The organism is Acinetobacter sp. UBA6571, from assembly GCF_002434085.1.
Classification (GTDB): domain Bacteria; phylum Pseudomonadota; class Gammaproteobacteria; order Pseudomonadales; family Moraxellaceae; genus Acinetobacter; species Acinetobacter radioresistens.
This window is the reverse complement of record NZ_DJJJ01000035.1, coordinates 204033-225857: the sequence shown is the minus strand read 5'-3', so window position 1 is coordinate 225857 and position 21825 is coordinate 204033. Positions and strand designations below refer to the sequence as shown.

General features: G+C 44.1%; 29 protein-coding genes. 7 read left to right on the top strand and 22 right to left on the bottom strand.

Translation table 11 applies throughout. The features are described 5' to 3' along the window. Positions 1-10: 10 nt before the first annotated feature. The 17 genes from rpsH to B3X18_RS07325 form a co-directional block, all read right to left on the bottom strand. Positions 11-406, bottom strand: a complete 396-nt coding sequence (gene rpsH / locus B3X18_RS07405) for a 30S ribosomal protein S8 (protein WP_005018351.1) — start codon at positions 404-406, stop codon at positions 11-13. 12 nt (positions 407-418) lie between these two features. After that, positions 419-724, bottom strand: coding sequence for a 30S ribosomal protein S14 (gene rpsN / locus B3X18_RS07400; RefSeq protein ID WP_034429190.1), 306 nt, complete (start codon positions 722-724; stop codon positions 419-421). A gap of 9 nt (positions 725-733) precedes the next feature. Beyond that, on the bottom strand, positions 734-1270 hold the full coding sequence (rplE, locus tag B3X18_RS07395; RefSeq protein WP_005018347.1) for a 50S ribosomal protein L5: 537 nt from the start codon (positions 1268-1270) through the stop codon (positions 734-736). Between the two features lie 15 nt (positions 1271-1285). Beyond that, a complete protein-coding gene (gene rplX, locus B3X18_RS07390; protein ID WP_005018346.1) occupies positions 1286-1606 on the bottom strand; it encodes a 50S ribosomal protein L24 in 321 nt (106 codons plus the stop codon). Positions 1607-1615: 9 nt separating this feature from the next. Further along, positions 1616-1984, bottom strand: coding sequence for a 50S ribosomal protein L14 (rplN, locus tag B3X18_RS07385; protein WP_005018345.1), 369 nt, complete (start codon positions 1982-1984; stop codon positions 1616-1618). A gap of 92 nt (positions 1985-2076) precedes the next feature. After that, positions 2077-2334 carry a 30S ribosomal protein S17 gene (rpsQ, locus tag B3X18_RS07380; protein ID WP_005018344.1) on the bottom strand — a complete coding sequence of 86 codons (258 nt, stop codon included), beginning with the start codon at positions 2332-2334 and terminating at the stop codon, positions 2077-2079. After that, on the bottom strand, positions 2331-2528 hold the full coding sequence (rpmC, locus tag B3X18_RS07375; protein ID WP_005018343.1) for a 50S ribosomal protein L29: 198 nt from the start codon (positions 2526-2528) through the stop codon (positions 2331-2333). The genes rpsQ and rpmC overlap by 4 nt, the downstream gene beginning before the upstream one ends. Beyond that, positions 2528-2941, bottom strand: a complete 414-nt coding sequence (gene rplP / locus B3X18_RS07370; protein WP_005018339.1) for a 50S ribosomal protein L16 — start codon at positions 2939-2941, stop codon at positions 2528-2530. Before rplP ends, rpmC begins: the two co-directional genes overlap by 1 nt. A gap of 3 nt (positions 2942-2944) precedes the next feature. Continuing rightward, the gene (rpsC, locus tag B3X18_RS07365; protein ID WP_005018336.1) at positions 2945-3697 is read right to left on the bottom strand and encodes a 30S ribosomal protein S3; all 753 of its coding nucleotides are present in this window, start codon (positions 3695-3697) and stop codon (positions 2945-2947) included. Position 3698: 1 nt separating this feature from the next. Beyond that, positions 3699-4028, bottom strand: coding sequence for a 50S ribosomal protein L22 (gene rplV, locus B3X18_RS07360; protein WP_001982638.1), 330 nt, complete (start codon positions 4026-4028; stop codon positions 3699-3701). 9 nt (positions 4029-4037) lie between these two features. Beyond that, entirely contained in the window at positions 4038-4313 is a 276-nt protein-coding gene (gene rpsS, locus B3X18_RS07355) for a 30S ribosomal protein S19 (RefSeq protein ID WP_004985338.1), read from the bottom strand. Between the two features lie 20 nt (positions 4314-4333). Continuing rightward, positions 4334-5158: a 50S ribosomal protein L2 gene (gene rplB, locus B3X18_RS07350; RefSeq protein ID WP_005018335.1), complete on the bottom strand. Its 825-nt coding sequence runs from the start codon at positions 5156-5158 to the stop codon at positions 4334-4336. An 11-nt stretch (positions 5159-5169) separates the two neighbouring features. After that, positions 5170-5490, bottom strand: a complete 321-nt coding sequence (rplW, locus tag B3X18_RS07345; protein ID WP_005018334.1) for a 50S ribosomal protein L23 — start codon at positions 5488-5490, stop codon at positions 5170-5172. Continuing rightward, a complete protein-coding gene (gene rplD, locus B3X18_RS07340) occupies positions 5487-6089 on the bottom strand; it encodes a 50S ribosomal protein L4 (RefSeq protein WP_286935251.1) in 603 nt (200 codons plus the stop codon). Before rplD ends, rplW begins: the two co-directional genes overlap by 4 nt. An 11-nt stretch (positions 6090-6100) precedes the next feature. Next, positions 6101-6739 carry a 50S ribosomal protein L3 gene (rplC, locus tag B3X18_RS07335; RefSeq protein WP_005018329.1) on the bottom strand — a complete coding sequence of 213 codons (639 nt, stop codon included), beginning with the start codon at positions 6737-6739 and terminating at the stop codon, positions 6101-6103. A 58-nt stretch (positions 6740-6797) separates the two neighbouring features. Next, entirely contained in the window at positions 6798-7109 is a 312-nt protein-coding gene (gene rpsJ / locus B3X18_RS07330; RefSeq protein WP_000070912.1) for a 30S ribosomal protein S10, read from the bottom strand. 257 nt (positions 7110-7366) lie between these two features. Next, entirely contained in the window at positions 7367-8095 is a 729-nt protein-coding gene (locus B3X18_RS07325) for a type 1 glutamine amidotransferase (RefSeq protein ID WP_005407113.1), read from the bottom strand. Between the two features lie 161 nt (positions 8096-8256). Between B3X18_RS07325 and B3X18_RS07320 the strand changes: the two genes are divergently transcribed. From B3X18_RS07320 to yihA, 4 genes are all read left to right on the top strand, one after another. Beyond that, positions 8257-9450: a PLP-dependent transferase gene (locus tag B3X18_RS07320; protein WP_005024426.1), complete on the top strand. Its 1194-nt coding sequence runs from the start codon at positions 8257-8259 to the stop codon at positions 9448-9450. Between the two features lie 266 nt (positions 9451-9716). After that, positions 9717-10478, top strand: a complete 762-nt coding sequence (locus B3X18_RS07315; RefSeq protein WP_034669903.1) for a globin domain-containing protein — start codon at positions 9717-9719, stop codon at positions 10476-10478. A gap of 102 nt (positions 10479-10580) precedes the next feature. After that, positions 10581-11030 (top strand): RrF2 family transcriptional regulator, encoded by a 450-nt coding sequence (locus B3X18_RS07310; RefSeq protein WP_005024423.1) that lies wholly within the window; start codon positions 10581-10583, stop codon positions 11028-11030. A gap of 100 nt (positions 11031-11130) precedes the next feature. Then, the gene (gene yihA, locus B3X18_RS07305) at positions 11131-11967 is read left to right on the top strand and encodes a ribosome biogenesis GTP-binding protein YihA/YsxC (protein ID WP_034675003.1); all 837 of its coding nucleotides are present in this window, start codon (positions 11131-11133) and stop codon (positions 11965-11967) included. A 97-nt stretch (positions 11968-12064) separates the two neighbouring features. On the opposite strand, the gene B3X18_RS07300 is transcribed toward yihA, so the two are convergent. Next, positions 12065-13312, bottom strand: coding sequence for a dicarboxylate/amino acid:cation symporter (locus B3X18_RS07300; protein WP_005018321.1), 1248 nt, complete (start codon positions 13310-13312; stop codon positions 12065-12067). A gap of 143 nt (positions 13313-13455) precedes the next feature. Then, a complete protein-coding gene (locus B3X18_RS07295; RefSeq protein ID WP_034669901.1) occupies positions 13456-14328 on the bottom strand; it encodes an acyl-CoA thioesterase in 873 nt (290 codons plus the stop codon). Between the two features lie 289 nt (positions 14329-14617). Between B3X18_RS07295 and plsB the strand changes: the two genes are divergently transcribed. After that, on the top strand, positions 14618-17185 hold the full coding sequence (plsB, locus tag B3X18_RS07290) for a glycerol-3-phosphate 1-O-acyltransferase PlsB (RefSeq protein ID WP_005024417.1): 2568 nt from the start codon (positions 14618-14620) through the stop codon (positions 17183-17185). A 39-nt stretch (positions 17186-17224) separates the two neighbouring features. Here plsB and B3X18_RS07285 read toward each other — a convergent pair whose 3' ends face one another. After that, complete coding sequence (locus tag B3X18_RS07285; RefSeq protein ID WP_005024414.1) at positions 17225-18034, bottom strand: NAD-dependent epimerase/dehydratase family protein; 810 nt, start codon at positions 18032-18034, stop codon at positions 17225-17227. A gap of 23 nt (positions 18035-18057) precedes the next feature. Between B3X18_RS07285 and recG the strand changes: the two genes are divergently transcribed. Next, the gene (gene recG, locus B3X18_RS07280) at positions 18058-20103 is read left to right on the top strand and encodes an ATP-dependent DNA helicase RecG (protein WP_005024412.1); all 2046 of its coding nucleotides are present in this window, start codon (positions 18058-18060) and stop codon (positions 20101-20103) included. Further along, on the top strand, positions 20090-20725 hold the full coding sequence (locus B3X18_RS07275) for a ComF family protein (protein WP_286935241.1): 636 nt from the start codon (positions 20090-20092) through the stop codon (positions 20723-20725). Before recG ends, B3X18_RS07275 begins: the two co-directional genes overlap by 14 nt. On the opposite strand, the gene B3X18_RS07270 is transcribed toward B3X18_RS07275, so the two are convergent. Further along, entirely contained in the window at positions 20722-21123 is a 402-nt protein-coding gene (locus B3X18_RS07270; RefSeq protein ID WP_034669896.1) for an NUDIX hydrolase, read from the bottom strand. The two genes, B3X18_RS07275 and B3X18_RS07270, sit on opposite strands and share 4 nt — an antisense overlap. A gap of 9 nt (positions 21124-21132) precedes the next feature. Beyond that, on the bottom strand, positions 21133-21714 hold the full coding sequence (locus tag B3X18_RS07265) for a TIGR00730 family Rossman fold protein (RefSeq protein WP_105919134.1): 582 nt from the start codon (positions 21712-21714) through the stop codon (positions 21133-21135). Positions 21715-21825: the final 111 nt, after the last annotated feature.

Here is a 21825-nt window from a genome sequence, read left to right as displayed (position 1 = left end):
GAATCACCTATTAAGAAACAAAAGCAATAACTTCACCACCGATACCTGCAGCACGTGCAGCGCGATCAGTCATGAGGCCTTTGCTTGTAGAAACAATTGCAATACCCAAACCTTGCTTAACGCTTGGAAGTTTATCTTTACCGCGATACTGGCGAAGACCTGGACGGCTTACGCGTTTCACAGTTTCGATAACTGGCTTGCCTTCAAAATACTTTAAAGTGATAGTCAAAGTAGGTTTGCCTTCAACATCAGCAACTTCTACATTTGAAATATAACCTTCTTGTTGAAGTACGTTAGCAATCGCAACTTTCAACTTAGAATTCGGCATAGAAACAGTTTGTTTCTTCGCCATTTGTGCGTTACGAACACGTGTTAGCATGTCGGCAACGGTATCTTGCATACTCATTATAGTCGCTCCTTACCAGCTTGCCTTAACAACGCCTGGTACATCACCTTGCATTACTGTATCACGTAGTTTATTACGGCCCAGGCCAAACTTACGGAAGTAACCATGAGGACGACCAGTTAAACCACAACGGTTACGAAGACGGATTGGAGATGCATTACGCGGCAATGCTTGTAATTTCATCATCGCTTCAAAACGCTCTTCGTCGCTTGCATTTACGTTTGCAATTACGGCTTTCAACTCAGCACGTTTTGCAGCGTATTTAGCAACGGTTTTCTCGCGCTTTAATTCGCGATTAATCATACTTTTCTTAGCCATATCGACCTCTTATTTGAACGGGAAGCCGAATGCACGCATAAGCGCACGGCCTTCGTCATCGGTGCGAGCAGTCGTAGTGATGGTAATGTCCATACCACGAATACGATCAATCTTGTCAAAATCGATTTCAGGGAAAACGATTTGTTCTTTCAAGCCCATAGAATAGTTACCACGACCATCGAAAGATTTCGCTGAGAAACCACGGAAGTCACGGATACGAGGGATTGCGATCGAGATCAGACGGTCCAAGAATTCGTACATTTGGTCGCCACGTAAAGTTACTTTACAACCGATTGGCCAACCATCACGGATTTTGAAACCAGCGATTGATTTACGTGCAAGTGTTACCACTGGTTTTTGACCAGCAATTGCTTGCATATCAGATACAGCGCCATCTAATAATTTCTTATCAGTTGCAGCTGCACCTACACCCATGTTCAGGGTAATTTTAGTAATGCGAGGAGTTTCCATCACATTAGCAAGACCAAGTTCTTCTTTCAACTTAGTCTTGATTTCTTCATTGTAACGCGCTTTAAGTCTGGCCATTGCCCATTCAACCTATTACTTCGCTACCGCCACTGATTCACCGTTAGATTTATAAACGCGAGTTTTCACACCGTTTTCATCTACGCGGTAACCAACACGGTCAGCCTTTTGGGTTGTAGCATTAAAAACTGCCACGTTTGAGATATGAAGCGAAGCTTCCTGAGTAACAATACCGCCTTCAGCGCCAGTTACACGGTTTGGCTTCTGATGCTTCTTCACCAAGTTAAGGCCTTCAACCTTAACACGGTCACCAGAAACAGACAGAACAGTACCCTGTTTGCCTTTTTCTTTACCTGCGATCACGATTACCTGATCGCCTTTTTTAATCTTAGCCATGATTGCCTCTTATAGAACTTCAGGAGCCAGTGAAATAATTTTCATGAACTGTTCAGTACGAAGTTCACGAGTCACTGGTCCGAAAATACGAGTGGCAATCGGAGCTTTATTGTTGTTTAACAATACAGCAGCATTGTCATCAAAACGGATCAAAGAACCATCCGGACGACGGATACCGAACTTAGTACGTACCACAACTGCATTCATTACGTCGCCTTTTTTAACACGGCCACGTGGAATTGCTTCTTTTACAGTAACTTTAATAATGTCGCCAACAGAAGCATAACGACGATGTGAGCCACCAAGTACTTTAATACATTGTACGCGGCGTGCACCACTGTTGTCTGCTACGTCGAGCATCGTTTCGGTTTGAATCATTGCCCTACTCCAAAACCGAGCATCACCGGTCACAATTTCGAAAGGCTCAAAGAGTACTTGAAATTGTCCGATGATGCAACAAGAACGTCTAATTACTCAGCAGCTGCTTCAACAACTTCAACCAATGTCCATGACTTGGTTTTAGAAATTGGGCGGCTTTCTTTAATGGTCACAAGGTCGCCAAGTTTAGCAACGTTGTTCTCATCATGAGCGTGTAATTTAGTTGAACGGCGAATAAGTTTGCCATACAACGGGTGTTGAACGCGGCGTTCAATAAGCACAACAATAGACTTGTCCATTTTGTCACTTACGACTTTGCCGGTTAACGTGCGGACTGTATTTTCACTCATTGTCCGTTCCCCTGTTTTTCGGTAAGGAGTGTCTTGATGCGAGCAATCGCCTTGCGAGCAAGTTGCACTTCGTGCGATTTACCCAACTGACCAGTTGCTTTCGCCATACGAAGACGGAATTGGTTAAGCTGCTGCTCATCAAGCAAAGCTTTCAATTCTTCTACCGATTTTTCACGTAGATCTTTAGTTTTCATTACATTACCGTCCGAGTCACGATAGTGGTTTTAAACGGAAGCTTAGCAGCAGCAAGCGTAAATGCTTCACGTGCCAGTTCTTCGTTCACACCTTCCATTTCGTACAGGATCTTACCTGGTTTGATTTCGCAAACCCAATATTCCACGTTACCTTTACCGTTACCCATACGAACTTCTAATGGCTTTTCAGTAATTGGTTTGTCCGGGAATACACGGATAAAGATTTTACCACCACGTTTAACACGACGGCTAATGGTACGACGCGCAGCTTCGATTTGACGCGCAGTCATACGACCACGGCCAGTAGCTTTGAGTGCGATAGAACCAAATGATACTGTACTTCCACGATGTGCTAGACCAGTGTTACGGCCTTTTTGCACTTTACGGAATTTGGTACGTTTAGGTTGCAACATGGATTATTCTCCCTTGTCTGCAGCACGGTCCGAACGACGACCACGACGCTCTTGACCTTCACCACGCCCACGACCGCGTTTAGCTGGACGCTCTTCAGCTGGAGCAGGGTTCATGACTTGTTTCATGCCACCCAAGATCTCACCACGGAAGATCCAAACTTTAACACCGATTGTACCGTAAGTTGTTTCAGCACGCATGGTAGCGTAGTCGATGTCAGCACGAAGTGTATGTAAAGGTACACGACCTTCACGATACCACTCAGTACGAGCGATCTCTGCACCACCTAAACGGCCAGAAACTTCAACTTTGATACCTTTAGCACCAGCACGCATCGTATTTTGTACCGCACGCTTCATAGCACGACGGAACATAACGCGTTTTTCCAGTTGAGAAGCAATCGCTTCAGCAACTAAACGAGCATCCAAGTCTGGACGATCAATTTCATTGATGCTTACTTGCGCTGGAACACCCATGATGTTGGTAAGTTCGCGCTGTAATTTCTCAATATCTTCGCCTTTTTTACCGATTACGATACCTGGACGAGCAGTGCTAATAGTTACTTTAGCAGCGCCTGTAGGACGTTCGATAAGAATATTGCTGATCATCGCGCTTTTAAGTTTTTTAGTTAAAAACTCACGTACTTGAAGATCTTTAAGCAAATATTCAGCGTATTGTTTCGGATTCGCATACCAGTTAGCGTTATGACGTTTCACAACACCTAGGCGGATACCGATTGGATGAACCTTCTGACCCATATCAAACCCCTACCTTAACGGTGATGTGACAAGTACGCTTAGTAATACGATCTGCACGGCCTTTAGCACGTGGCATAATGCGTTTCAGGCTCATGCCCTCATCCACATAAATCGTAGAAACTTTAAGGTCGTCTACATCTAAACTGTTATTGTGTTCAGCGTTTGCAATTGCAGATTCCAAAGCTTTTTTCACCAGTACCGCAGCTTTTTTATTGCTGAAGTTCAAGATATTAAGCGCGTGAGCAACAGATTTGCCACGAATAAGGTCCGCAACCAAACGAGCTTTTTGTGCCGAGATAGCGGCACCGCGTAATTTAGCAGTAACTTCCATCATAGCACCTTAACGTTTAGACTTCTTGTCAACACCGTGACCACGATAGGTACGAGTTGGCGCGAATTCACCGAGTTTATGACCAACCATATGTTCAGTAATAATTACTGGAACATGGTTACGACCATTATGAACAGAAATTGTTAGACCAACAAAGTCTGGGAGGATCATCGAACGACGCGACCAAGTTTTGATCGGCTTACGGTTATTAGCCGCAACAGCCGCTTCAACCTTAGCGAACAAGTGCGCATCGACGAATGGGCCTTTTTTCAGAGAACGAGGCATTAGTCAGATTCCTTTACTTGTTACTTAACGCGACGGTCGCGAATAATCATCTTAGTCGTACGCTTGTTGGTACGTGTCTTGTACCCTTTAGCTTTTTGACCCCATGGGCTTACAGGTTGAATACCTTTGTTACGCCCTTCACCACCACCATGCGGGTGATCAACTGGGTTCATCGCCATACCACGTACGGTAGGACGAACACCACGCCAGCGTGCAGCACCAGCTTTACCCAGTGAGCGAAGGTTGCTTTCTTGGTTAGAAACTTCACCAATTACAGCACGGCATTCAACGTGAATTTTACGCATTTCGCCTGAACGCAGACGAACAATTGCGTAAGAACCGTCACGACCCAACAACTGAACAGAAGTACCAGCAGAACGTGCTAACTGCGCGCCTTTACCAATTTTCAGTTCGATGTTATGTAGTGTAGAACCAAGTGGCATATTGCGAAGTGGCAAGCAGTTACCGGTACGAATTGGAGCATCGTTACCAGACTGTACTTTATCGCCAGCACGCAGACCTTTAGGCGCGATGATATAACGACGTTCACCGTCAGCATACTTCAGCAATGCGATGTGTGCGGTACGGTTCGGATCGTATTCAATACGCTCTACAGTCGCAGGAATACCATCTTTGTTACGTTTGAAGTCTACGATACGATAGTGCTGTTTATGACCACCACCAACGTGACGAGTTGTAATGTGACCGTTGTTGTTACGACCACCAGTACGTTTTTTAGCTTCAACCAACGGAGCATAAGGAGCGCCTTTATGAAGATGGTCGTGAACGACTTTCTCTACAAAGCGACGTCCTGGAGACGTTGGCTTACATTTTTGAATAGGCATAATTTTCGTCCTTATTCCGCTGCGCTTTCAGCGGTATCGCCCAAGTCAGCCATTTCAACATCTTGGCCAGCTTTCAGGGTGACGTATGCTTTTTTAACATCAGAACGACGTCCCAATGTTTTACCAAAGCGTTTAGACTTACCTTTAGTAATAGTCGTGTTTACTTTAACCACTTCTACACCAAAGAGTTGTTCAACTGCTTTTTTGATTTCAAGCTTGTTTGCATCAATCGCAACCTTGAATACTTGAACACCAGCAGTTTCACCTAAAACTTGTGCTTTTTCTGAGAAGACTGGTCCTTTCAGAATCTGATAGATACGTTCGTTGTTCATCCGAGTTCTACCTCAATTTTCTTAGCAGCAGCTACAGACATTACAACTTTATCGAACGCGATCAGGCTTACAGGATCGATTGCAGTTGCATCTACCACATCAACGTGTGGAAGGTTGCGTGCTGCAAGATATAAGTTCTCATCTACCGCATCAGTAACGATCAATGCGCGAGGTGCGTTCAAGTCGTTCAGTTTTGCAAGCAATTCTTTAGTTTTAGGAGCAGAAACCTGAAGCTCTTCAACCAAAACCAAGCGATCTTGGCGAACAAGTTCCGCCTGGATACATTGCATTGCACCGCGGTACATTTTGCGGTTAACTTTTTGAGACCAGTCTTGTGGACGAGCAGCAAAAGTTTTACCGCCGCCAACCCAGATTGGGCTACGAATAGAACCAGCACGAGCGCGGCCAGTACCTTTTTGACGGAATGGTTTTTTACCACCGCCAGATACGTCAGCACGTGACTTTTGAGCTTTTGAGCCTTGACGACCACCAGCTAAGTAAGCTGTAACAACTTGGTGTACAAGTGCTTCGTTAAACTCACGTCCGAAGGCAACTTCAGACAACTCAACAGCAGAGCCGGAAACAGTATTTAAATTCACGTTATTTCCCCTCAGGCCTTGATGGTAGGACGAACGATCACGTCGCCACCAGTTGCACCAGGAATAGCACCCTTAACAACTAAAACAGAACGTTCAGCGTCAATAGATACAATTTCAAGACCTTGTACTGTTACGCGTTCATCACCTAGGTGACCGGCCATTTTTTTGCCTTTGAACACGCGACCAGGAGTCTGGTTTTGACCTGTAGAACCTAAAACACGGTGAGAAACAGAGTTACCGTGAGTAGCATCTTGCGTACGGAAGTTCCAACGCTTCACACCACCTTGGAAACCTTTACCTTTTGATTGACCAGTTACGTCAACGATCTGACCTACTGCGAACAAATCAACACCGATAGAAGCACCAACTTCACGACCTTCAAGCTCTGCTTCAGTAACACGAAACTCTTTAACCAGACGACCAGCTGCCACGCCTGCTTTCGCAAAGTGACCTTTTTGACCGTTAGTAACGCGAGATTCGCGACGTTCACCAGTAGTTACTTGAATTGCTTGATAACCATCAGTTTCAAGCGTTTTGATTTGCGTGATGCGGTTTGGATCAACTTCGATCACTGTAACTGGCACAGAGACGCCGGCTTCTGTGAAGATACGGGTCATACCGCACTTGCGACCGACTAAACCAATAGCCATGTGTGTAAACCTCTAAAAAAGCGGCTTAATTAACTTAGGAGCTAATTAACCGAAAGCCTTAACCCAATGCGATCTGAACGTCAACACCAGCCGCAAGATCCAATTTCATCAGCGCATCAACAGTTTTGTCTGTTGGCTGAACGATATCGATCAGACGTTTATAGGTGCGGATTTCGTACTGATCACGCGCATCTTTGTTTACATGCGGTGAAGTAAGAACGTTGAAGCGTTCGATGCGAGTAGGCATCGGAATTGGACCACACACTTGTGCGCCAGTACGCTTAGCGGTTTCTACGATCTCTTGAGCAGATTGATCAATCAGACGATGATCAAAAGACTTAAGACGGATACGGATTCTCTGGTTAGACATACCAGTAAACTCCAAGCCAAAATATATAAAGAATCACCCTTGACGCACCTCACCTATTGGTAAGTGTCAAAGGCAGTGAAAATCACTAAGGTCATGATCGATGCCACGACTGTCACGATCCTAACGACTTTATTCGCCGTTAGTGCCCCAAATTTAGGGGTTGCTCATTATAACGATTGTTTAACTCTTACGCAATTCTCTTTTTCAATTTTCCTGATTTTATCTGGGTGATTTGATATTTAAGGAGCACTGGCATGTTAACTACGCAATACGTATTGAATCGCTTCATTCAAAATAGAGTTCCCCACGACAAACTGTTCGGAAACCGATTTTTTTAAGTGTATGGTGGACTGTATGTAATCACCGTTGAATATGGATAACTCCTCATCATCATCCAGAAAAAGCCTCAAGGTATTTGGAGTGATTTCTGGATGGAACTGGAAACCAAGTACATTTTTTCCGACCTGGTACATCTGGTTGGCACACGCAGGATTTTCTGCTAACTGGATAGCCCCGTGAGGAATTTCAAATGTTTCCCGATGCCATTGCATTACTTCGAACTGGGCAGGTAGAGCAAAACAGTCTTTGGGAACAGTTCGGCTACGATAAACTGTAGTCCAGCCAAGTTCCTGATGATGATTAGGCTTAACTTTTGCACCCAGCGCATTGGCAATCAACTGTCCGCCCAGACACAGACCAATTGCCGGTTTTCCAGCTGAAATATAACGGCGAATCCACTGCTTTTCTACTTTTAACCATGGATAGAGTGCTTCATCATTTACACTCATTTTTCCACCCATGACAATTAGCAAGTCGACATCATCAATATCAGGCAGAGCCTCAAGATCTACGGGAAGGTTAAAAGGCAAGGCAAAAAATTCTGTTGCACTAATCTGGGCTTGATGCTGACGTAAAAAATCGTAACAACTTCCAAAACCCTCACCGGCAATATGTTGAAAATAATGGACCTTTAAATTTTTTTTCATAGTATTGACCAATCATTAATGTATTAGCCAAATATTTGCAAAAATGACGCCAATTTTGGATAAGTGGAAAATTGATTACGCATTTTCACAAATTCATTTGCAAAATCTGGAAAAATCACTTTATCTGTCATTTTAATCCACATTAGCGTTACCAGTTTATTATGTCTAAAATTCAGAATAAACAGACGTGCCTAGTTCACGCACCACGTAAAGCTCCTCAATATATTGAAACAGTGCAGCCTCCCCTCTTTCGTGCATCCACTATCATTTTTAAAAACACCGATGCCCTGTTTAACCGGCACTGGACTGATGCATATGATTATAGTTATGGCACACACGGTACACCGACAACTTTTACCCTGGCAGATAATATTGCCCAGATTGAGGGTGGGCAGCACAGTCTGCTTACCCCTAGTGGGCTATCAGCAATTAATCTGGTCAATTCCTGTTTCTTAAGTCACGGGGATGAGGTGTGGGTTCCAGACAATATTTATGGTCCAAACATGGAGCATTTGCGCAATCTGCATCAACGTTATGGTATTGAGGTTAAAATTTATAATGCGCTGGAGTATGAAAGTTTTCAGCCTACTTCAAAGGCCAAACTTTTATGGCTGGAAGCAGCAGGATCAGTCAGTCTGGAGTTTCCAGATTTAAAAAGACTGGTTAGAAAAGCCCGGCAGTCAGGAATACTTACTGCACTAGATAATACCTGGGGAGCCGGTCTTGCTTTTAATGCTTTTGATTTCTCTGATGAGCATTTGAGTGTAGATCTGACAGTCCATGCCCTGACCAAATACCCAAGTGGCGGTGCTGACATTCTAATGGGAAGTGTAGTTACACATGACCGGAAACTATATCAACAACTGTTTCGCATGCATGCCATTCAGGGAATCTCGATTTCTGGAGATGATGCAGCCCAGATACAACGCAGTCTGGCTCATATGCAACTTCGCTATCGGCAGCAGTCTGCCAATACCATTGTGCTCTTGAACTGGTTGAAGCAGCAGCCTGAGTTTGTACAGGTATTACATCCCGCAGATGAAAATTCACCCGGTCATCAATATTGGAAAGAAACCTGTATAGATAAACAAAGTGCCGGACTAGTCAGCGTTATTTTTAAACCTGAATATGATCTTGAGTCAGTACGAAAATTTTGTGACCAGCTCAGACTCTTTAAGCTAGGCTTTAGCTGGGGTGGACCGGTCAGTTTAGTTATGCTGTATCAGCTCAAAGAGATGCGGACGCTTGAATATACCCACCTAAAAGAGGGTGTTTTAGTCCGTTTTTGTATTGGTCTTGAAGCTGTAGATGACCTGATAACTGATATTCAACAAGCTTTACAGATTTTAAGATAATTTTAATTAAGGAGAGCTTACTCTCCTCTTTTTTTATTCATGTCATAAAAATTATATTCTTAATGGGCTGATTAAATTTAATTAACAGTAGATTGTTCAATATAACTACAATTTTTCGCTTTTATTTATGATTATTTCATATTTAATTATAACCACTTATCTTAAACCATAAAAAAAATATGGTTTTTGTATGAGCAATCTATTGCATAACAATTTTTAAAAATGTATTTTAAATATATCTTTTTAGATACCTTGAGATTCTCAACATGAATTCACAACAAATCGAACTGGTCCAATCTACTGTTCCTGTACTGCGTGAAAATGGTGTGGCATTAACCAGCTATTTCTACAAACGCATGCTAAACAACCATCCAGAATTAAAAAATGTCTTCAATCTGGACCATCAAAGTACAGGACGCCAGCCACGCGCACTGGCTGCTGCGGTACTAGCTTATGCAGAGCACATTGAGAATCCTGCTGTTTTAGCTAAGGCCATTGAACGCATCACTACCAAACATGTCAGCCTCGACATTCAACCTGATCAATATGCAATCGTGGGTGATAATTTATTGCATTCGATTAGTGAAGTACTGGATGTACCATTCGAATCGGAATTGATCGAAGCATGGAAACAGGCTTATTTACAATTGGCAGATATTTTAATTGGGGTGGAAAAACAGAAATACAGCAACTTGGCAGAGCATCAAGGTGGTTGGGCTGGCTGGCGTTCTTTCAAGATTACACAGGTTGAAGATGTAGAAGGTGGTAAACGCTTTACCATAGAGGCAGCAGATGGTCAGCCAATTTCTCCGGCTGATGCGGGCGCGTTTATTTCAGTCCGTGTCCATGTTCCTGGTCAGGAACTGTTACAACCACTCCAGTTCAGTTTTCAGGAAGCTCAAGAAAATAGTTATACATTTGTGGTCAAGCCTGAGCCAACCCCGACGGAATACTCTGTAGAAGACATTCTGCTTAACCACTATAAAGCAGGCGACCAAGTGGATGTGACTGCACCGGTAAGTTTTTGATGTTATGAATATAAAGATTTATATAATGTACTGAAAGTTTCTTTCGGGAAGCTTTCAGGCTAAGATAGTGTCCTATTTCCCTGTTTCCAAAGCTGGCTGGTCATGCAATTAAATAAATTCACTGATTATGCTTTGCGTAGCTTGATGTATATTTCACGTCCAAGAAATACGCCATATACCATTGCAGAAATTGCAGTAGATCTACAGATTTCTCATAATCACCTGGTCAAGATTGTACATTTTATGGGTAAACAGGGCTGGCTGATTACATTACGTGGCAAAGGGGGCGGTATTCAGCTGAATCCGCAGGCACTTGATTCACGTGTAGGTGATATTGTTCGGATACTGCAAGGTGACCAGCCAATTGTAGAATGCAATTCACCGCCTTGTGTGCTTCGTTCAGATTGTGGCCTTAAAGGTATTTTAGATACAGCAGTTGAACAGTTCTATCAGAGTCTGAACCAATATACATTGGGCCAGGTTCTAAATATTCAGCCTGTTCAACCACATCTCTCTACTCATTCAGCAATTACTTTACTCAATCTTTCCTGAATTTTTGCTAATCTGTATAACTTGATAGTACAAGATTCGCGAGAATCCTTTACTTCCTTTATACTAGGCGCTGTAATCTCAGTAACGCAAGTGAAGTGCTATGCATCGCAGCAGTGGTAAATCTAAAAACAGTAAAACGGCGCAGGCGCCTAAGCAGAAAATCAGCTATGAAAAAGCGCTGGACCCTGCTATTACCGAATACTCTGTACGAGCACTAAACTGGTTACGTAAAGCCGAGTTCCTGATGAGTGCACCCAAGCTTTCGCTTTGTGTTGAAGATACCGGTTACGAAATTGCATTTGCAGGTCGTTCAAATGCTGGAAAATCCAGTGCCATTAATGCATTAACCAACCAAAAACAACTAGCACGTGCCTCTAAAAAGCCTGGCCGTACCCAGATGATCAACTTTTTTAGTCTGGGTAACCCTAACCAGCGTCTGGTAGATTTACCTGGTTATGGTTATGCGGCCGTTCCAGAGACCATGAAAATTGTCTGGCAAAAAGAACTGGAAAATTATCTGATTCACCGTGAAAGCCTGCAAGGTTTAGTACTGCTCATGGATATCCGTCATCCGTTACAGCATTTCGATACCATGATGCTGGAATGGGCACATTCCCGGAAACTGTTTGTACATATCCTGTTGACGAAAGCAGACAAGTTAAACCGCGGTCCGGCTAATAAAACTTTGCTTGAGGTCAAGCAGGAATTGAAGAAGATGAAGCTCAATTTCTCGATCCAGCTATTTTCTTCATTGAACAAACAAGGGTTAGAAGAGCTGGCCAGTGTTATGGCGGGTCGTCTGAACTTTACGCTAGAACAGTCCACACAGTTTGATCTGGACAGTATTCCAGAAGCAGTTGAAGAAGATGAAGCGGATACTGTAGAAGAACTAGAAGACTTTTTACCAGAACAGCACGCTGAACAAAAACCAGAATAACCCGGTAAAGATACAGAAATTATCCTACCGGAATATATTCTTTCTCCGGTAGGAATACTTTGCAGTCCATGTTAAGGAAATACAGAACACAGTTCTTTTAAACTTCGGACTGGAGATCTTTAGCCGGCTGGCTATAACGGTCTACCACTACACTAATCATCATATCACCCTGCACATTCACTACAGTACGCACTGTATCAAGTAAACGGTCAATCGGCAGTAAAATAGCAATTGCTTCGGCAGGCAAACCTACTGACTGTAATACCATAATCATGGTAACCATTCCTGCACTTGGAATTCCCGGGGCCCCTAATGAAGCAATCATGGCGGTCAGGCAGACAATCACCTGTTGTCCCAAGCTTAAGTCCAGCCCGATCAGATTCGCAATAAACAAAGCCGCCGCAGCTTCATAAAGAGCCGTCCCATCCATATTAAGCTGTGTGCCCAAAGGAATTACAAAACCGGCAATATGAGGTCGTACTCCCAGATTCTCCTGTGCAGCCTTCAGGCTCAAAGGCATGACTGCTGAACTCGAACTGGTTGCAAAAGCTGTTACCAAGGGAATACGTGCACCACGGAAAAAGCGTATCGGTGACATCCGGCCAAAAATCCAGAGCAGTAGCGGCAAGACTACCAGTCCATGAAAAATTGTTGTGCCGGTTACTACTGCAGCAAATTCAGCCAGTCGACTCAAAATAGAAATATCTTCAGTCGCGACCAGTTTTGCCAGGAGTGCCAAAATACCCAAGGGAGCCAGTTTCATGACCCAGCCGACCAACATCATCATCAGATCAAAAAACTGCTGACTCAGTCCGCGAATCGAATTAAACCTCTCCCCGCCTTTCACCAGTGCAACCCCAAGAAACAATGCAAACACTACTACAGCCAGCACATTACCATCGCTAAAAGCTTTAAACGGGTTAATAAGAGTATTTTGAATAAAATTGGTAAAAAAAGCAGACGGCGTCATTGTATCTGGGGTCTGATGTGACTGCATGGCTTCCTGGAATAAATTAATATTCATCCCTTTACCCACTTCAAACAGATGGGCACAACCAATACCTAAAATTAGTGCCAGGGTTGTAGTGGTCACACAGCAAATTAAAGTGGTTTTCCAGACCCGGCCCAATTGCCCACCAGACTGTAGGTTAGAAACACCAACCACAATCGAGCTGAAAATGAGTGGAATGAGCAACATCTTGAGCAAACCAATAAATATACTGCTGGCAATGCCGAGCAGATAAATACTGCTGTCAAAAAAACTGAGGTCAGGGTTATATTTTAAGAAAAAACCGAAAGCCAGCCCGATAATGGCAGCAAATAGAATCTGTGTATTTAGGCTCATTAGAGTAAGTAGTAATCAAATAGTCCCTTTCAGGCACTATGCCATGAGCTCCCACAAGAATCGAGGCTATTTATAGGGACTTTTATTAATATTTAAAAGCCACTCCCTCAGGAGGGCTTTTAGAATGTACTTTTTAGCAGATATTACTGGGTTTCAATTTCACGTAAACGCATCAGGCCTTCTTGTACAGTACTGCACACTAGCTGGCCATTTTGCCACATGCGGCCAAAGTTTAAACCGCGTGAGCTGGCACTGACTGTTGCCTCCATGTCATATAACATCCATTCATCCGCGCGCAAAGGGCGATGGAAATAAATTGCATGATCCAGACTGGCACATTGCAGACTTGGTGAAAGATAGCTTAAGCCATGTGGACGTAGCGCTGTGGTCATCAAGGTGAAATCAGAATAGAACGCTACAATGGCCTGATGCAGGGAAATTTCATCGACTCCGGTTGCAATCTGGTCATGGGTCCGTAAATAGTGGGCATAATAAGGCGCTTCAGGTTGGGGCTGAAATGGGTTATCTACATTTACCGGACGGATTTCAATATGACGGTCCCGCATAAAGCTGGCACGTACATTTTCAGGGATAAAGCTGATTAAACCTTCTTTTAACTCCTGCTCGGCTTTTAGTGTTTCAGGTGCAGGATAACTTGGTTCCTGATGCTGGTAGTTCAAACCTTCTTCCGGTTCTGCAAAAGACACCATCGCAGAAAAAATGGTACGTCCATGCTGAATGGCTCGCACCTGACGGCTGATAAAGCTTTTTCCGTCACGCAGACGTTCAACCTCATAAATGATAGGCGCATTAACATCGCCACCAAACAGGAAATAGGCATGCATCGAGTGTGCGGGACGGTCCGCAGTATAAGATGCTGCACGTAAGGCCTGTCCAAGTACTTGGCCTCCAAACACCCGTTTACCGACCAGGTTGCGGCTTATTCCCCGATAGATATTATCTTCTAGCTTTTCCAGGGTTAAAAGCTCAACAAGTTCTTGAGTTAAAGTATTCATAAGATACCTTTAATGAATGGAAGACCGAAACAGCCCCATGAAATGATGAACGAAAACAAGATAGATAAACTATTTTGCCATATTTTCTGAGTAAAACGCTAAACTTTCCTGAGAGCTGCTGCCATATTTACTTTTGGGTTATAATCCCTAAAAATACGATTTTTAACGATAAAAGCTAGCCATTCTCTTCTGTTTTAGCAGAAAATGGCAGACCCGTTTTTCTGTTCGATTTAATACAAAATCAGTCGATGACCGGATACCGGTTTCAGTCGTCTAGCTAGGAGTTTTTATGTCCAAGAGTGGATTTGGTCAGTTGTATCGGCGGCTTTCAAGCAAGCTGCTTGACCTTGTCGTAACCCCCCATGTTATTGGCGAAGTTCCAGGCAAGTCACCGGCTGAAGAGCAGGAATTGGCTGAAGTTAATAAAAAAATTACCTGTTATGTCCTGCAAAACTATTCTCGCAGTAACGCCTTAATTGTAGATGCAGAAACCCGACGTTTACAGCTTGCTCCGGCATTGGACCCGCTGGTCATTGCCGAGCATAAAGAAAAAGCTTCGGTTCTTTTTCTGCAACATCATGATGAAAAAAATCTTTTAAATCCGCCAGCTCATAATTTTCCACCCCGTTTACTTCGTCTGATTGAGCTTCTCGACCAGTATCCACAGTACGATATTGAACTGGTGCCAGTTACTGTGCTTTGGGGCCGCTCGCCAGATAAAGAAGATTCCTGGTTTAAACTTTTATTTACAGATACCTGGGCGACGCCGGGTAAAGTCAAACAGCTGGTTAATATTGGTTTACATGGCCGTGAAACGTATCTGGAATTTCATGAAGGCCAGTCTTTACGTACACTGGTTGAATACGCCAAAGAAAATTATCCGAACCTCTCAGCAGCGACTTATATTATTAGTACCTTAAATGACTATCTGGATTGCCAGCGCGAAGTCGTACTCGGACCAGATTTATCTGACCGTCGCAATGTGATGCAGTCTTTGATCAAATCGCGTGATGTTCAAGAAGCCATTCGCCGTGAAAGCATCCGTGGCAAAATTAGCATGCTGGAAGCTGAACGCCGTGCAATTGGTTACTTGAATGAGATCGTATCGGATTATTCAGCTTCAGCAGTACGGTTTGCCGATATGGCACTGACCCGCCTCTGGACGCAGCTTTATGATGGTGTAGAAGTACATAACTTTAATACTGTTCGTGAACTGGCAAAAGACTATGAAATTATCTATACACCATGTCACCGTAGTCATATCGACTACCTGCTGCTTTCTTATGTGATTTATAAGCGTGGTTTGATGGTTCCGTATATTGCGGCAGGCGACAACCTGAATATGCCATTCGTGGGCCAGCTGTTACGTGGTGGGGGCGCATTTTTTATTCGTCGCTCTTTTCGTGGCAACGCACTGTATACTTCGGTATTTAAAGAATATCTATATAGCATTCTCTCACGTAATACACCGCTTGAGTACTTTATTGAAGGTGGCCGTTCACGTACCGGCCGTCTGCTGCCACCCAAAACCGGCATGCTGGCGATGACTGTGCATAGCCATCTACGTGGACGTGCTAAACCTATTGCCTTTGTACCCACCTACATTGGCTATGAACGTCTCATGGAAGGCGCAACGTATGTAGGTGAAATGCAGGGCAAACCAAAAGAAGCTGAATCTATTTTTGGAATCTTGCAGACCCTGCGTAAAATCGAACGGATTTTTGGTAAGGTCCACGTAAATTTCGGTGAACCTGTGTTTCTAGATGACTTGCTGAAACAGCACGGCGCCGAAAATATAGTCATCGAGAAAAATGATGATCCGGTTCCTGCAGCAGTTTCAGAAGCAATTAATAGCTCGGCTGTTGCTATTTTAGAAAATATCAACCGTGCGGTGGTAATTAATCCAGTATCGTTATTATCACTCATCTTACTGGCCACTCCGAAACATACACTTGATGAAGAAGTATGTATTAAACAGCTTGATGCTTACCGACGTCTGGCCTCTGCACTGCCTTATGATGAACGTACTCAGGTTACGCCTTTATCTGGTAAAGAAATAATTGCCTATGGCTTGAAACTAAAACTGATCAAACGGGTTCAGCATGTACTGGGGGATATTATTGCAATTGAAGATAATCAGGCAGTCTTACTGACCTATTTCCGCAATAATATTTTGCATTCGTTTGTTTTGCCTTCTCTGGTTGCATCACTGGTTGAGCACAATGGTAAAATCAGCCGCGGCGATCTGATCAGTGTTATCCGTACTTTATATCCATTCCTGAAGGCCGAGTTATTCCTGAAATGGAATACTGATGAATTGAAAGAGCAGATTTGCCAAAATGCAGATGCCCTGATTCAAGGTGGCCTGATGAGCCAGGATGAAGAAGGCAATCTGCTCAGTTCTGCCCCAAATACTGAAGAACATAATCAGCTGGTTGTATTAGCCGCCCCAGTAAAACAGAGCCTAGAGCGTTATTACATGACCTTGGCCCTAATTACGCAACGGGGTTCTGGCACCATTTCTGCAAAACAGGTTGAAGATTTAAGCCATCTGCTGGGTCAGCGCCTGTCTGTACTTTATGAATTTAACTCACCAGAATTCTTTGATAAGGCCCTGTTCCAGAGCTTTATTAAAGTCTTAACCCAGCAAGAATATATCCGTACCAATGAGAATGGCCTAATTGAATTCGATGCCGGTTTTAGCAATATGGCCGAAGGTGCCAAACTGGTACTGGATGAAGTGACCTTGCAAATGTTGCATCACATTACTGACTTTAGTGATGAAGAACTGCAAGAAGCTTTAAATGCAGTGGCTGCACAGCAAGCTAAACGCCGCTTGATGCGCAAGAGAAAGTAATTTAAAAAAAGCCGCTGACAGCGGCTTTTTTTAAACTGGTTAAGCTGATTGACTTAACAGGTCAGCATAGACCTGAAAACAGTCAGGATAATTAAGCTGGAAACCACTGTCCAGCATACGGCTGGCATATACCTGTTTACCACTGGCTTGCTGCGTCTCAAGGGCCAGTATGGGCAATCCTAGCTGCTGCTGAAACCACTGAATAATACCAGGCAAAGGCAAAGGCCGGTTATCCGTTACGATATAACTCGATTGCGGAGTTTCAATACAGATTAGAAGTGCCAGAAAACCTACCAGGTCATCAATATGAATGCGGTTGCTATAATGCAGGTCTGGATAAGTCTTTCGGCTCTGGGCCAACTTTTGCATTCGTGCAACCGATGTACCATAGATTCCGGTCGGCCTCACAACTACCACTTGTTCAGGGCAGGCTGCCTGCCATTTCAGCTCCATTAATTGTAATAGAAAGCCCTGTTCATCACATGGATAAACTGTAGTTTCATCATTAATTTCCTGTCCTGCCTGTTCACCATAGACCCGGGTAGATGACACTACTACAATACGTTTTACCGGATGGCCATTTAAAGCAGCTGCTAACGATTCAATTGGAGATACATAGGTCTGTTGATATGCCTCAGCTGTACTTTGGTCTGGACTTAGTAAAATATACACCCAATCAACAGGGGGAATCTGGCTGAAGTCAGCCTGCTGTACATCCTGAATCAGATGAGTGGCATAAGGATCAAATTTCGGACTTCGGCTGATTGTGGTAATTTGGTGGCCTTGCTCAAATAACTGTTTTGCAAGTCTTTGAGATGTTTTACCATAACCAATAAATAGAATATGCATGGTATGACCTAAGTTAGGGGGACATGGCTACAGTCCATCAATTACAGGGTGTCGGTACAGCGTCAGCTGCATTACTCGAGAAACTGAATATTTTTACTACTGATGATCTGCTATTTCATCTTCCGCGTGATTATGAAGATCGTAGCACTATTATTCCCATGAACCAACTTGTCGTGGGCCGTAGCTATTTGCTTGAAGGAACGGTAAGTTCTATCGATTTTCCGCCCGGCAAACGCAAATCTATGGCGGTATTGCTCGAAGATGATTTTGGTAAGGTTACATTGCGCTTTTATCATATCTACAAGGCCCTGATTGATAAAATGCGTAGTGGCAACCGGCTGCGGGTATTCGGTGAAGTCAGAGTAGGCGCACGCGGACTGGAACTTTACCATCCGGAAATTCAGCAAATCAGTGCACAAACTGCTCTGCCTAAAACCCGCTTAACTGCCATTTATCCTTCTACCGAGGGCCTAACTCAAGCCAAGCTACGTGAATACGTACGCCAAGCTCTCGAGCAGCACAGCGAAAATCTTCCTGAACTTTTACCAGAAAAATTCACCAACGGTTACGCCTTAAAAGAAGCGCTTGAATACATTCATGAGCCACCCATTGATGCCAATATGCAACAGTTAATGCAAGGTTCACATCCCGCACAGCAAAGACTTATTTTTGAAGAACTGGTCGCTCATCAGATCAGCCTGTTAACTCGGCGCGCTTATATCCGTGAAATTGAAGCACCCGCTTTTGAACCCAGCACAATACTGGCTAAAAAATTATTGGCTAATCTGCCTTTTAATATGACGGGCGCTCAAAGAAGAGTATCTAAAGAGATCATGATTGATCTCAAGCAGCATCAACCCATGTTACGGCTGGTCCAAGGTGATGTAGGTGCAGGTAAAACGCTAGTTGCAGCAGTGGCCGCCTGTCATGCCCTAGAAGCCGGCTGGCAGGTCGCACTCATGGCACCTACAGAAATTTTGGCTGAACAGCATTATTTAAATTTCAAACGCTGGTTCGAACCACTGGGCATTCAGGTGGCTTGGCTATCAGGCAAACAAAAAGGTAAAGCCCGGACACAGGCAGAAGCAATTATACGGGGTGGACTAGCTCAATTGGTTGTAGGCACTCATGCCCTGTTTCAGGAAAATGTCGAGTTTGCCCGTTTAGGTCTAGTTATTATCGATGAGCAACACCGCTTTGGTGTCGATCAGCGGTTGGCTTTACGTAACAAAGGGGCTGAACAGATGACTCCACACCAGCTGGTGATGACAGCTACACCAATTCCACGTACTCTAGCCATGAGTGCCTACGGTGACCTCGACACTTCGGTGATTGATGAGCTTCCTCCCGGACGTACACCGATTCAGACTGTGACTATACCACTTGACCGCCGTGAAGAAGTTTTGCAGCGAATTGCTACCAACTGTCAGGAGGGCAAACAGGCTTATTGGGTCTGCACCTTGGTAGAACAGTCCGAAACACTGGATGCCCAGGCTGCTGAAGCGACTTATGCAGAAATTAAGGAACGCTTTCCTAGCCTGAATATTGGACTGGTACACGGCAAAATGAAAGCTGATGAAAAGCAGTCAGTCATGCAAAAATTTAAAAACAATGAACTACAACTTCTGATTGCGACTACAGTAATTGAAGTCGGGGTCGATGTACCTAATGCCTCAATTATGGTGATAGAAAATGCCGAGCGCCTTGGGCTGTCACAACTGCATCAGTTACGAGGCCGAGTTGGGCGGGGAGCAAAAGCCAGCTTTTGTGCCCTACTTTATAAAACTCCTCTTTCACAAAATGGACAGGAGCGGCTTTCTATTTTAAGGGAAAGTAATGATGGCTTTGTGATTGCCGAAAAAGATCTAGAACTGCGGGGTCCGGGGGAACTACTTGGAACCAAGCAGACGGGCGATATGGGCTTTCGCGTGGCTAAACTGGAGCGGGACGATCATTTGTTGACTGAGGCACACTATGTAGCCGAACAAGTCCTCAAGGATTATCCTGTAAATGCAGAAGCTTTACTTAAGCGCTGGTTACCTGAGGCACCACGTTATGCCTATGTTTAACCCATCCTCTTTACTCAGACCTATCTCACGGCTGCTACCCTGCCCGCTTTGTAGCAGCAGTTTACAAATGCAGCATGGAGTTTGTCATGATTGCTGGGAACAGCTGCCTTGGTATCGGCAGACTGTAGAACGACAAGAATTAAACATTCATGTTGCCTGTGGCTATCAGTATCCAATAGATCGCATCATCCAGCAGTTTAAATATGAGCAGCAGTTAAACTATCAGCAGTTACTGACTGCATCGATACAAACCCTCAGGTTACCTAAAGTTCAGGCCATTGTGCCTATGCCCATATCAACCGAACGTTTAATTGAACGCGGCTATAATCAGTCACTGGTCATTGCAAAAATTCTAGCCCGTGAGCTGAATGTTCCGGTCTGGCAACCTGTAATTCGGCTGGCTCAGCATTCGCAAAAAGGCTTATCGCGACTCGAACGTCTGAACCAGATTGAAATGCAGTTTCAGCCGATCCTCACCGAATGCCGGCGTTACCGCCGGGTATTAATGCTAGACGATGTAGTGACTACAGGCAGCTCACTTTCGGCCTTGGCTCAAGCCCTGACTCGGCTGGGCTGCCAGCATATTTTTGCTGCGTGTATTGCAGTCGCAGAAACAGCCTAGGTTTTTTTCAGCAATTGCTGCTCGCACCAGGGTATAACAATCTCACGAGTCAGCGGAGCAAGCAAAGTGGTCTGATCATCCAGTCTGACCCACTTCATTTCAGCAATTTCTGCGGCAATCCGGGGTGACTGGCCTATAGCAACCAGATATAGGTAACTGATCAGCTCATGATCAGGCTCATTAGCTGCCTGTGTTTCGAAACGGCCAATGAACTGCTCTACTTGTGCCTCGCAACCAATTTCTTCCTGAATCTCGCGGATAATTGTCTGCTCTGGTGGCTCATCTATTTCCAGCTTGCCACCAACTTGCATAAAATATTGAGTATTTTGCTTACGTACTACTAGTAATTCATGCTCTTTATTTAGAATTACGGCAGCTGCCACAGTAATTTTTTTCATCAATTTGCCTTATGGATTTACGCCAGAAGTTCCCCACTTCGGTGCAGGCGGCTGATACTGGTCAAACTGCTGCAAGATTTGTTCGATATTGTCCGAGGCAATTAATTTTTCAACAAACCGGCTATGGGTAAAACCTTTATCGACTGTAAACTGAATCATTTTAAGCAGATCATTATAAAAGCCATCCATGTTTAAAAAAGCACAAGGCTTCTGGTGAATCCCTAATTGAGCCCATGTCCATTGTTCAAATATTTCTTCCAAGGTTCCAGCGCCACCCGGCAGTGCAATAAAACCGTCTGAAAGTTCTGACATTTTAGTTTTTCGCTCATGCATATTCTGAACGACATGCAATTCAGTCAGGTCTGGATGTGCCAATTCACGGTCAACTAAAGCATGGGGAATCACGCCAATCACTGCTCCCCCTGCCTGTAGGGCGCTATCTGCAATAACACCCATTAAGCCGGAACGTCCCCCACCATAAACCAAAGTCTGCCCACGCTGGGCAATTGCCTGTCCGACTGCTTGGGCCGTTTCTAAAAAAACAGGCTCAGTTCCAATGGCAGAACCACAAAAAACACCAATAGCTTTCATAATATGTTGACCATGTTGTAAATTTTTCATACTTTTCAAGTAAGCTTAAAGCAGAATTGCAAAGGAGACTAAAAAAATCTCTGTTGGGGTGTGTTTTTCCGGCAATCCTTG